The sequence below is a fragment of the Nonomuraea sp. NPDC050383 genome, assembly GCF_044459125.1.
Lineage (GTDB): Bacteria > Actinomycetota > Actinomycetes > Streptosporangiales > Streptosporangiaceae > Nonomuraea.
This window is the reverse complement of sequence record NZ_JBITIP010000020.1, coordinates 31,734-42,680: the sequence shown is the minus strand read 5'-3', so window position 1 is coordinate 42,680 and position 10,947 is coordinate 31,734. Positions and strand designations below refer to the sequence as shown.

Below are 10,947 nucleotides of genomic sequence, written 5' to 3'. Positions count from 1 at the left end.
CGCGCCCGGTGTTTCGCCCGCGTCAACCCGTGTCATCAGCCGTCACACCGGTTTCTCGGTCACCCCTGCCGAGTCGAACGTGGCGACCTCGTGCATGGTGCGGACGGCCGCGCAGACGAGGGGATGGGCGAGCAGGGCGCCGGTGCCCTCGCCGAGCCTGAGCTCCAGGTCGACGAGGGGGCGCAACCCCAGGGCGGCCAGGGCCGCGGTGTGGCCGGGCTCGGCCGAGAGGTGCCCGGCGACGCAGTGGTCGACGCTGGCGGGGTCCAGGGCCGCGGCGGCCAGGGCGGCGGCTCCGGCGATGACGCCGTCGAGGATCACCGGAACGCGCGCGGCGGCGCCGCCGAGGATGTAGCCGGCGATGGCGGCGTGCTCGAACCCGCCGACTGCGGCGAGCACGCGCAGCGCGTCGCTGGCCTCGGTGCCCGCCCGGGTGACGCCGTTGACGCGCAGGGCCTCGCGGACGATGCCGACCTTCCGCTCGTACGTGGCGTCGTCCACGCCGGTGCCGCGCCCGGTCACGTCGGCCGGGTCGGCCCCGGTGAAGGCGGCGACGAGCGCGGCGGAGGCCGTGGTGTTGGCGATGCCCATGTCGCCGGTGATCAGGCAGCGGGCCCCGCCGGCGACCAGGTCGCGGGCGACCGCGATGCCCGCCTCGATGGCCCGCGCCGCCTGGTCGACGGTCATGGCCGGCCCCTTGGACAGGTCGGCGGTGCCGTACCCGATCTTCCGCTTGAGCAGCGACGGCGCGTCGGGCAGGTCGGCCGCGACGCCGACGTCCACCACGGTCACCGAGACGCCCGCCTGGGCCGCGAAGGCGTTGGCCACGCCGCCGCCGGCGAGGAAGTTGGCGACCATCTGGACGGTCACCTCCTGCGGCCAGGGCGTGACGCCGCTGGCGTGGACGCCGTGGTCGGCCGCGAAGATGGCCAGCGTCGCGGGCTCGGGCATGGGCGGCGGGCTGACGCCGGCCGCACCGGCGAGCCGTACGGCGACCTCCTCCAGCACGCCCAGCGAGCCCCGCGGCTTGGTGAGGCGGTCCTGGTGGGCGCGGGCCTCGGCGCGCGCCCGGGGGTCGGCGGGACGGATCGCGGCGAGCGTCTCTGCGAGCACGGCGAACCTCCGTGGGATCAGGAAGGTGGGGGTCAGGGGACGAGCTGGAGTGCTTCCTCGTAGCGGTCGATGACGACGTCGGCCAGGGTGTCGCAGTCGCCGATCACCTCGGCGCAGCGGATGTCGAGGTCGGGATGGCCCGCACCGTAGGCGAGCGCCTGCGCCCACACCCGCTCCAGCACCCCGCCGGCGAACAGCAGATAGGGCACCACGATGACGCGCTTGGCGCCGAGGCGGCGGCAGCGTTCGAGCCCGCCGGGCACGCCGGGCGGAGTGACGGAGACGAACGCCGTCTCGACGGTCATGAAGTCGTAGGCGTGGGTCTCCCAGAACAGCCGGGACACGCGGTGGATCTCGGCGTTGGCGGCCGGGTCCGTGGAGCCTTCGCCGACCAGCACGACGGCGGTGTCGCCGGGCTCGACGTGGCCGGGCTGCAGCTCGGCGGCCGGAGCGTCGACGGCCCGCAGCTGGCGGAACCTGCCGCCGACGACCTCCAGAGGGCGCAGGCGCGGCATCTCGGTGGCGGCGTCCTTGAGCCGCTCGGCCAGCAGCGCGAGCACGCGGGGGTCTGGGCCGAGGGGGCGGCCGTAGTCGTACATCAGCGTGGGGTGGCGTCGCGTCTCGGCCTCCAGCGCCTGCGGCCACTCCTCACCGACGCGGCTGAGGCTCAGCGGCAGCGCCACCAGGCGGTGGTGGCCGCGGGCGACCAGGGAGGCCACGGACTCGCTCAACCGCGGCGTGGCGCGCTCCAGGTAGCCGCCGGAGACGTCGGCGGCGTGCTGGTCGAGCCGGCAGCGGAGCCGGTGGACGAACCTGCCGAACTCCGCGGAGTCGGCGTCATCGTTCGAGCCCTGCCCGATCAGCAGGAGCGGCGGCTTCATCGAGGGAATCTCCGGAGGTAGACAAAGACACGCGAGGATAACCGATGCGCACCCGTGAGCGACAGGTCACTCGGTGTACGCGGGGACCGCGTGGACGACGAAGACCGGGTCGGAGGCGGCCAGGCCGTGCGAGCCGTCGGGCTGGAGGATGAGCTTGGAGGCGAGGATCTGGGTGCCCTCGGCACGATAGCCGTGCTCGCGGAGCCGGTCGAGCACGGCGGGCACGCGTTCCAGGGTCCTGACGGCGCACACGAGCGTGCGGGGGCGGCGCGCGGCGCAGGCGACGATCACGTCGATGCCGCCTCCGCCCACGAACACGGCGTCCGGGTCGGGCAGGGGCTCCAGCGCCGGGGGCGCCTGGCCGCGGGTGAGCGCGACCTTGACACCGTGGGCGAGCACGGAGGCCCGCAGCCGGGCGCAGGCATGCTCGTCGCGCTCGACGGCCATGACGGCCGCGCCGAGCCTGGCGCACTCGACGGCGACCTCGCCGGAGCCCGCGCCTACGTCCCACACCAGGTCGCCGAGCCGGGGGCCGAGCTTGGCCAGGACGAACGCCATGACCTCCGGGGGCAGGGGGCCGCCGAGCGGCAGCGCCCACTCGGCCGGTCCGGGCTGCGCACCCGCCACCCACCCGGGCGGGCCGGGCCGGTGCAGCGGGTCGATGACCAGCACCACGTCCGGGTCCTTCCAGGGGCGGGTGGTGGCCTCGCCCATGCGGCTGTGGGTGACGCGCCGGTCGGGGCCGCCGAGATCCTCGCAGACGATGAGCGAGCGGGGGGTGGTGGGGGCCAGCTCGCGGGCGATCTCGGCGGGGCCGACGCCCGGGGTGACGAGGACCGCCACCTTGGGGTGGGCGCGGCAGGCGTTGACGACCCGGCCGAGGTGGTCCGGGCCGGCCGGGGCGACGACGAGGGCGTCCTCCCAGGGCAGCCCGGCGCAGGCGAAGGCGCGGGTGACGAGCGCGGTGGCGGGCAGCACCTCGGGCCGCAGGCCGTGGGCCCGCAGGGAGCGGACGACGCCGAAGAAGCCGGGGTCGCCCTGGGTGAGGACGACGACCGGGCCGCCGCCCTCCTCCGCGTGCCGGTCGAGGGTCTCCAGGAGCGTGCGGCCGTGGGGCTGCGGGAGCGTCCGGTCGTGGGTCTCCGGAAGCGTGCGGTCGTGGTGCTCCGGGAGAACGCGGTCGTGAGGCTGCAGGAGCGTGTCGTCGGGCACGACGGCCGCCGAGAGTTCGAGCCGGCCCAGCAGGGCGCCGGGGCCCACGACCAGTGCCGCCGCGTGGAGCCGGTCGACGGCCTCGGCCGACAGCTCCGATCCGTCCCAGCCGACCACCGTGATCATGGCGCCTCACCGTCCTCACCACCAAGAGTGACGGTTTCGTGGTGGTTTAACCAGATGCCGGGCTAGGGCAGGTCGGACGGGACGAGGCTGTAGACGACGAGGTCCTCGCCGCGCAGCGCGTTGCGGGCCACGCCCTCGCGGACGAAGCGGGCCTTCTCGGCCACGCGCTGGGAGGCGGGGTTGGAGACGGCGGCGCGCAGCACGAGCCGCTGGAACCGCTGGACCTCGAACAGCCACCGGGCGACGCCGAGCACGGCCTCCCCCGCGTACCCGTTGCCGCGCGCCCACGGCGCGGTCATGTAGCCGACCTCGGCGGACTCGTTGCGCCAGTCGACGTCCCGCAGATCCACGTTGACGGCGAACCGGCCGCCGTCCAGCTCGACGGCGGCCCAGGCGATCCCCTCGCCCCTGACGCGCATCCGCTCGGCGACAGCGACGAAGGCCCTGGCGTCGGCCTCGGTGTAGCCGCGCGGCACGCCGGTCCTGGCCTGGGTGAGGGAGTCGGCGCCGGTGGCGGCCAGGCCGGGCACGTCCGCCTCCGACAGGGGGCGCAGCAGCAGGCGCGGGGTGCGCAGCTCGGCCCGGGGCAGCGTCTCGGCGGGGGTGCGGCCGTCCTCGCGGAGCAGGCCGAAGACGACGAGGTCGTGCGGCCCGTCGTCCTCCAGGCTGGCCTCGCGCAGCACGCCCTCCCAGGTGAAGCCGGACTTCTGGGCGACGCGGAGCGAGGCGAGGTTGTCCAGGTTGGCCGTCAGGTCGACGCGGCGCAGGTCGGTGGTGGCGAACACCCACGCGGTCAGCCCGCGCACGGCCTCGGTGGCATAGCCGCGGCCCCGGTGGAGCGGGTGGACGCCGTAGCCGACCTCGGTCGTGCCGGCGCCCCAGGACGTCTTGAGCAGGCTGATGGCGCCGACGATGCGGCCCTCGGCGTCGGCCATCGCCAGGTGCGTGCCCTGGCCGGACTCCCGCAGCTCGTGCACGCCGGTCTGCAGCCAGTGGGAGACGCCGGCGACGTGCGCGGGCGCTCCCGGCGGCAGGAACCGGACGCCGGACTCCACGATCGATCTGATCCGCGCGGCGTCGGCCGGGCCGAAGGGGCGGAGCGTGAGCCGGGGGGTGACGACCTTCACATCGGCATCGAACACGACCGGCAGCGTACACAGGCGTGATGTTCTCTGCGATGTTTGCCCATGAAAGCGGGGGTAGGGGCGCCCAGGAGAGGAGTGAGAACCATGGATCGAGGAAGCGCCAAACACACCCCACGCGTCGACGAGCAGCAGAAGCACGAGACCGAGGGGCTGGTACGCGGCGGCGGCCCGACCCACGCGGAGGAGTGGAAGGAGTCCGAGCCCATGTCAGCCACCGGCGAGGAGAGTCACGGCAAGTACCCGCCCGGACACGAGCCCGGCACCCCCGAGGGCATCACGCAGGAGGGCGTCGAGGCCCGCAGCGACCTGGCCAGGTGGCTCAACGACAGCCATTTCCCCTCCTCCAAGGACGAGCTGGTGCGGCAGGCGCAGGACGGGCACGCCCCGGACCACATCGTCGGCATGGTTCGAGGGCTGCCGGACCGCAGCTTCGAGAACGTCGCCCAGGTGGCCGAGGCCCTGGGACTCGGGATGGAGAAGCGGAGGTGGTGACCCGTGCGGCTCGACTTCATCCGGCCGTTGTACGAGCGCCGCGGGCCGTACGCGTCGGTCTACACGGGGGCGTTCACCGAGGGGGACCGTGAGTCCCGCTGGCACGCCGTCCGGGACCGGCTGGATGCGGCGGACCCCGACACGCTGAAGGTCGTGGAGAGCGAGGCCCTGCGGCCGGGGCCGGGCCGGGCGCTGTTCGCCACCCACGGCGACGTCGTCCTCGCCGAGCCGCTGGCCGAGCCGCCGCCGAGCGAGCTGGCGGTCTGGTCGCCGCTGCCGCACGTCACGCCGCTGCTGTTGGCAAGGGGCGAGAACGTGCCGCACCTGCGGGTCATCGTGGACCACGCGGGCGCCGAGGTGACGGTCTTCGGGGGCGGCTCGCCGCGTACGTCCACCGTGGAGGCGGAGGACTGGCCGTTGCAGAAGACCGCCCAGGGCGGCTGGGCGCAGTGGCGCTACGAGAACGCGGTGGAGGAGACCTGGGAGAGGAACGCGGGGGCGGTGGCGCGGGAGGTGGACGAGCAGGTGCGGCGGATCGGCGCCGAGCTCGTCCTGGTGGCCGGCGACCCGAAGTCGCGGGCCATGCTCACCGACCAGCTCGGCACGAAGGCGTCGGACCGGATCGTGATGGTGGAGCACGGCAGCCGCTCCGGCCACGGGGCGTTCGAGCGGGACGTCGAGGAGGCGCTCGACGCGTGGCTGGAGGGCAGGCGGGCCGAGCTGCTCGACCGGCACCGCGAGGCGTCCGGCCCGACGGGGCTGACCCTGGTGTTCCAGGCGCTGCGCGAGGGGCGCGTGCACGCCCTGCTGTCGCCCGGTGAGCTGCCGCGTGAGGTGTGGGTCGGCGAGGGCGGCACGCAGGTCTCCACCGACGACGGAGAGCTGCGGGGGTGGGGCGTCGAGGAGCCGGTGCGTGAGCGCGCCGACTCGGCGCTGGCCAGGGCGGCGGCCATGACGGACGCGGAGCTGTGGTTCACCGACAAGGTGTCCGACGTCGCGGCCGTCATCAGGTACTGACGGGATCAGGTGCTGATCAGGACCTCCAGCGTCCTGGGGCCGTGGACCCCCTCGACGCGGTTGAGCTCGATGTCGCTCGTCGCCGAGGGCCCGCTGATCCAGGTGAGCGGACGGGCCGGATCGAGCCGGGCGACGGCCTCGGGCACCCCGGCCACGATCTGGTCCGCCCGGACCACGCACAGGTGGTAGTCGGGGACGAGCGTCTGCGCCCTGCTCCCCTGGCCCGGCCCCGTGTCGAGCACGATGGTGCCGGTCTCGGCGACGGCGACGGCGCACCCGGTGATGACGCCGTCCGCCGTGTACGGGTCGGCCGGGGGCGCGCCCACCTCCCGCGCGGGCGTCCACGCCTCCGGGAGCCCGTCGGGGACGACCATGTGCCGCCCCGCGACGATCCCGGCGATGGTGGCCGGGACCTCGGCCTCGGGCACGACGTGGACGATCGCCCGGTAGTCGCCCACCCGCTCGGCGAACAGGGCCACCAGGTCGTCCACCGGCGCCGTCGCGCGGTAGTCCCGGGGGATCTCCACCTCCGGGGCCCCGTCGACGGCCCGCCTGATCCGGGCGAGGATCTCCTCGCGCGCGCTCCTGCTCACCCTTCTCGCTCCCACCAGTCTCTGAAGGATTCCTCCGGGATGTCCGGCAGGTCCCGGGTGTCGGTCCACGCCGACAGCGGACCCGGCAGCCGCCTGGGCACCAGCTTGCGCAGCCGGGTGGCGGCCCGCTGCGCCGTGGCCAGCCGGGCCTGGTCGTTGAGCACCCATCCGGCGACGCGCATGCCGGCCCGCTCGGCCGCGCCGTGCGGCGCCTTGGCCCGCAGGTCGACGAGGACCTCGGGGATGTCGATGGCGACCGGGCACACCTCGTAGCAGGCGCCGCACAGGCTGGAGGCGTAGGGCAGCGACGCGTCGAGATCCGAGGTCATGCCGCGCAGCTGCGGGGTGAGGATGGCGCCGATGGGGCCGGGGTAGACCGACCCGTACGCGTGGCCGCCGGCGCGCTCGTAGACCGGGCAGACGTTGAGGCAGGCCGAGCAGCGGATGCAGCGCAGGGCCTGGCGGCCGACCTCGTCGGCGAGGACGTCCGTGCGGCCGTTGTCGAGGAGAACGAGGTGGAAGCCCTGCCCCTCGGCGGAGCCGGTCCATGTGCTGGTGTACGGGTTCATCCGCTCGCCGGTGGAGCTGCGCGGCAGGAGCTGGAGGAAGACCTCCAGGTCGCGCCAGGTGGGCAGCACCTTCTCGATGCCGACCACGCTGATCAGCGTCTTCGGCAGGGTCAGGCACATGCGGCCGTTGCCCTCGGACTCCAGGACGACGAGCGTGCCGGTCTCGGCGATCATGAAGTTGGCGCCCGAGATCGCCACCTTGCTGCGCAGGAAGCGCTCGCGCAGGTGGACGCGGGCGGCCTCGGCCAGGGCCGCGGGCTCGTCGGTCAGGCCGGGCGGCGCGTCGTCCATCTTGTCGAGGAAGATCTCGCGGATCTCCGCCCGGTTGCGGTGGATGGCGGGCACGAGGATGTGGCTGGGGAAGTCGTCGCCGAGCTGGACGATCAGCTCGGCGAGGTCGGTCTCGTACGCGGTGACGCCCTCGGCGGCCAGCGCCTCGTTGAGCCCGATCTCCTGGGTGGCCATGGACTTGACCTTGACCACCTCGGTCTCGCCGGTGGCCTTGACCAGGCCGGCGACGATGCGGTTGGCCTCGGCGGCGTCCCTCGCCCAGTGGACGTGGCCGCCGGCGGCGGTGACGGCCTCCTCCAGCTGGACGAGGTACCGGTCGAGGTGGCGCAGGGTCTCGTCCTTGATCGCCTTGCCGGCGGCGCGCAGCTCCTGCCAGTCGGGCAGCTCGCCGACGACGCTCGCGCGCTTGCCGCGGATGGTGTGCGTGGCCTTGCGGAGGTTGTACCGGAGCTGCGAGTTCTGAACGGCCTGCGCGGCGTTTTTCGGGAAATTTCCTGGCATGCCGAGGAAAGTGGCGCTCATGATGCTTTGCCCTCTTCGGTGGAGGCGAGGATCTCGGCCAGATGCATGACCCGGACGCCGGTCCGCTGGCGGCCGAGCATGCCGCCGATGTGCATGAGGCACGAGTTGTCGGCCGCGCAGAGCACCTCGGCGCCCGTGTCGAGCACGCTGCGCACCTTGTCGGCGCCCATCGCCGCGGAGACGGCCGGGTTCTTGACCGCGAACGTCCCGCCGAACCCGCAGCACTCCTCGGCCCCGGCCAGCGGGACGAGGTCGAGGCCGCGGACGTTGCGGAGCAGCAGGGCCGGGCGGTCGGCGAGGTGCAGGCCGCGCAGCGAGTGGCAGGTCGGGTGGTAGGTCACCCGGTGCGGGAAGTACGCCCCCACGTCCTCGACCTTCAGCACGTCCACCAGGAACTCGGTCAGCTCGTACACCCGGGGCGCCACCTCGGCCACGGCCGCCGCCCCCCTGCTGCCGGGCCGTACGAGCTTGGGGTACTGCTCCCGGACCATCGCGGCGCAGGAGCCCGACGGCGCGACGATCGCGTCGTACCCGGCGAAGACCTCGGTGAAGTGGCGGGCGAGCCGCACGCCCTCCTCGCGGTAACCGGTGTTGACGTGCATCTGGCCGCAGCAGGTCTGCGCGGCGGGGAAGTCGACGTCGCAGCCCAGCCGGCGCAGCAGGGACACGACGGCCTTGCCGGTGCCGGGGAAGAGCGTGTCGTTCACGCACGTGATGAACAGGGCGACTCGCACCGCTCTCCTTCCGAGGACCCGATCCTGACGAGGAACCGAGGTATGGTCAGACCACAGTATGGTCAGACCATAGCATCCAGGGAGACCCGTTGACCGGCACCGGCTGGCAGCCCGTCAGGAAGACCCGCGCGTTCGAGGACGTCCTCGCGCAGGTGGAGCGCCGCATCGCCGAGGACGGGCTGACGGCGGGCGACCGGCTGCCCGCCGAGCGGCACCTCGCCGAGCAACTCGGCGTGAGCCGGTCGTCGGTGCGTGAGGCGATGCGCGTGCTGGAGACGCTCGGCGTGGTGTCGTCGCAGGTGGGCCGGGGACCTGACGCGGGGGCCGTGCTCGTCTCCAAGCCCGGCGCGGCGCTCACCGACCTGCTGCGCCTGCACCTCGGGCTGGCCTCGCTGGAACCGCGCGAGGTGATCGACACCCGGCTGATGATCGAGCGCTGGGCGGCGGCACGGGCCGCCCTGACCGGCCCGGACACCTCGGTGCTCGCCGAGGCGATCGCCGGGATGGACGCGGCGGCCTCGGCCGAGGAGTTCGTGGAGCACGACACGGCCTTCCACTGCGCGCTCGCCGAGGCGTCGGGCAACCGGCTGACGGCCGCGTTCATGCGCTCGCTGCGCGACTCGCTGCGCAGGTACGCGGTCGAGGCCGTCGTCCGGCTCGGCGACACCTCGGGGCTCCAGGCCGACCACCGGCGCATCCTGCGGGCGGTGCTGGACGGCGATCCGGACGAGGCGGCGGAGGCGGTGACGGACCACCTCGCGCGCGCCTACCCCGCCCCGGCCGGGGAGGGACGGGTCACTCCTTGACGTCGGCCTCCCGGCAGTTCGCGCCCGAGCAGGCGACCATCGCCTGGAGCCGCTCCTGGAGGTTGCGCACCAGCTCGGGGTCCGCGTCGGCGGCGAGGTTGTGCAGCTCGTACGGGTCCTTGACGAGGTCGTACAGCTGGGTCTCCCCCGTCGCGTACTTGACGTAGGCGTGGGTCTCGGTGCGCACCGCCTGGTAGTCGGGAACGGGCGTCTGGGCGGCCGAGGACTTGTCGGCCGGCCTGGCGAACTCGACCAGCGCGTTCCTGCGCCACGGCGACGGATGCTGCCCGCGCAGCAGCGGCACCAGCGAGCGCCCCTCGGTGAACGCCGGCACCGTCGCCCCGCCCAGCTCGGCGAACGTGGGCGCCAGGTCCACGGTCTGCGTCATCTCCTTGACCGTCGAGCCGGCCGCGACCCCCGGCCCCCGGATCACGAGGGGCACCCGGATGGACTCCTCGAAGGGCGTGGTCTTGCCCTGCTTGAGGCGGTGAGTGCCGAGATGGAAGCCGTTGTCCGAGGTGAAGATGATGTAGGTGTTGTCGAGCTTGCCGGAGGCGCGCAGCGCCTCGACGACGGAGCCGACGAGGTCGTCCACGCCGAGCATGGAGCGCATCCGGGCCTGGAAGCGCTCGTCGACGCGGGCGATGGCGCTCTCCGAGAGCCTCGGGTGCCGGCGCAGCCAGGCCGGCTCGCGGCTGACGTCCTCCTGGTCGAACGAGGGCGTGCGGGGCGCCTTGGCTCCCACGAAGGCGTCGGCGTGGCGGACGGCCGGGTTGTTCGGGTTGTGCGGCCCGATCGGCGCGAGGTAGAGGAAGAACGGCTCGGCGGAGGCGGTGACGAAGGAGCTCGCCTTGCGGGCGAGCACGTCGGACAGGTAGTCGTCCTCGGCCCAGCCGTAGTCGACGGTGCTGCCGTTCTCGTTGAGCCGGTAGCCGTACTCCTCGTAGAGGCGGCGGACGGGCACGTCCCACTCGTTCCAGCCGGGTGGCACGAAGGTCTCCTCGGCGCTGCCGCCGGGATAGTGGTTGAGGTACTTGCCCATGAGCCCGGTGCGGTATCCGGCCTGCTGCATCCAGACGCCCACGGTGGAACGTTCCAGATCTGTCGTGTGGAACTTGTCGAAACCGCCCTCGGGCGGGGTGTTGGTCCACACGCCGTGGCTGTGGACGTACTGGGAGCGCAGGATCGACGAGCGGGACGGGCAGCACCAGGAGTTCGTCACGAAGTGCCGGTCGAAGGTGGCACCCTCGCGCACCAGCCGGGTGATGTTCGGGAAGTACGGCAGAGTCCCCGTCTCCAGGTCGTCGGCGAGCACCATGACGATGTTCGGCTTCGAGGCTCTCGCCTGGGCCGACGCCGAGGGGAGAAGGGCCGCGGGGGCTGCGGCGAGGAACAGCAGGACTGAGGTTATGCGGCACAGACCCTTGAGCACAGGTCAGACCTCCC

The 10,947-nt window shown here is 73.5% G+C and carries 11 protein-coding genes; 3 read left to right on the top strand and 8 right to left on the bottom strand.

Features of this window, described 5'->3' with window-relative positions; translation table 11 throughout:
* Nucleotides 1–42 precede the first annotated feature (42 nt).
* The 4 genes from cobT to ACIBG4_RS35130 form a co-directional block, all read right to left on the bottom strand.
* Nucleotides 43–1,113: a nicotinate-nucleotide--dimethylbenzimidazole phosphoribosyltransferase gene (cobT, locus tag ACIBG4_RS35145; RefSeq protein ID WP_397205979.1), complete on the bottom strand. Its 1,071-nt coding sequence runs from the start codon at nucleotides 1,111–1,113 to the stop codon at nucleotides 43–45.
* A gap of 32 nt (nucleotides 1,114–1,145) precedes the next feature.
* A complete protein-coding gene (locus ACIBG4_RS35140) occupies nucleotides 1,146–1,994 on the bottom strand; it encodes a sirohydrochlorin chelatase (RefSeq protein WP_310712205.1) in 849 nt (282 codons plus the stop codon).
* 66 nt (nucleotides 1,995–2,060) lie between these two features.
* The gene (locus ACIBG4_RS35135; protein ID WP_397205977.1) at nucleotides 2,061–3,332 is read right to left on the bottom strand and encodes a precorrin-6Y C5,15-methyltransferase (decarboxylating) subunit CbiT; all 1,272 of its coding nucleotides are present in this window, start codon (nucleotides 3,330–3,332) and stop codon (nucleotides 2,061–2,063) included.
* Nucleotides 3,333–3,394: 62 nt separating this feature from the next.
* Nucleotides 3,395–4,474 (bottom strand): GNAT family N-acetyltransferase, encoded by a 1,080-nt coding sequence (locus ACIBG4_RS35130; protein ID WP_397205975.1) that lies wholly within the window; start codon nucleotides 4,472–4,474, stop codon nucleotides 3,395–3,397.
* Nucleotides 4,475–4,561: 87 nt separating this feature from the next.
* On the opposite strand from ACIBG4_RS35130, the gene ACIBG4_RS35125 reads away from it, so the two are divergent.
* Nucleotides 4,562–4,969, top strand: coding sequence for a DUF2795 domain-containing protein (locus ACIBG4_RS35125; protein WP_397205973.1), 408 nt, complete (start codon nucleotides 4,562–4,564; stop codon nucleotides 4,967–4,969).
* Nucleotides 4,970–4,972: 3 nt separating this feature from the next.
* Nucleotides 4,973–5,986 (top strand): Vms1/Ankzf1 family peptidyl-tRNA hydrolase, encoded by a 1,014-nt coding sequence (locus ACIBG4_RS35120; RefSeq protein WP_397205971.1) that lies wholly within the window; start codon nucleotides 4,973–4,975, stop codon nucleotides 5,984–5,986.
* 5 nt (nucleotides 5,987–5,991) lie between these two features.
* On the opposite strand, the gene ACIBG4_RS35115 is transcribed toward ACIBG4_RS35120, so the two are convergent.
* The 3 genes from ACIBG4_RS35115 to ACIBG4_RS35105 are packed head-to-tail and all read right to left on the bottom strand — an operon-like array spanning nucleotide 5,992 to nucleotide 8,695.
* The gene (locus tag ACIBG4_RS35115) at nucleotides 5,992–6,579 is read right to left on the bottom strand and encodes a lactate utilization protein C (protein ID WP_397205969.1); all 588 of its coding nucleotides are present in this window, start codon (nucleotides 6,577–6,579) and stop codon (nucleotides 5,992–5,994) included.
* The gene (locus ACIBG4_RS35110) at nucleotides 6,576–7,961 is read right to left on the bottom strand and encodes a lactate utilization protein B (RefSeq protein ID WP_397205967.1); all 1,386 of its coding nucleotides are present in this window, start codon (nucleotides 7,959–7,961) and stop codon (nucleotides 6,576–6,578) included. Before ACIBG4_RS35110 ends, ACIBG4_RS35115 begins: the two co-directional genes overlap by 4 nt.
* Nucleotides 7,958–8,695 (bottom strand): (Fe-S)-binding protein, encoded by a 738-nt coding sequence (locus ACIBG4_RS35105; protein WP_397205965.1) that lies wholly within the window; start codon nucleotides 8,693–8,695, stop codon nucleotides 7,958–7,960. Before ACIBG4_RS35105 ends, ACIBG4_RS35110 begins: the two co-directional genes overlap by 4 nt.
* Before the next feature lie 89 nt (nucleotides 8,696–8,784).
* Here ACIBG4_RS35105 and ACIBG4_RS35100 point away from each other — a divergent pair, with 89 nt between their 5' ends.
* On the top strand, nucleotides 8,785–9,501 hold the full coding sequence (locus tag ACIBG4_RS35100) for a FadR/GntR family transcriptional regulator (protein WP_355450921.1): 717 nt from the start codon (nucleotides 8,785–8,787) through the stop codon (nucleotides 9,499–9,501).
* Here the strand turns inward: ACIBG4_RS35100 and ACIBG4_RS35095 are convergent.
* Nucleotides 9,491–10,933: a sulfatase gene (locus ACIBG4_RS35095; protein WP_397205963.1), complete on the bottom strand. Its 1,443-nt coding sequence runs from the start codon at nucleotides 10,931–10,933 to the stop codon at nucleotides 9,491–9,493. The genes ACIBG4_RS35100 and ACIBG4_RS35095 overlap by 11 nt on opposite strands.
* Between the last annotated feature and the right edge of the window lie 14 nt (nucleotides 10,934–10,947).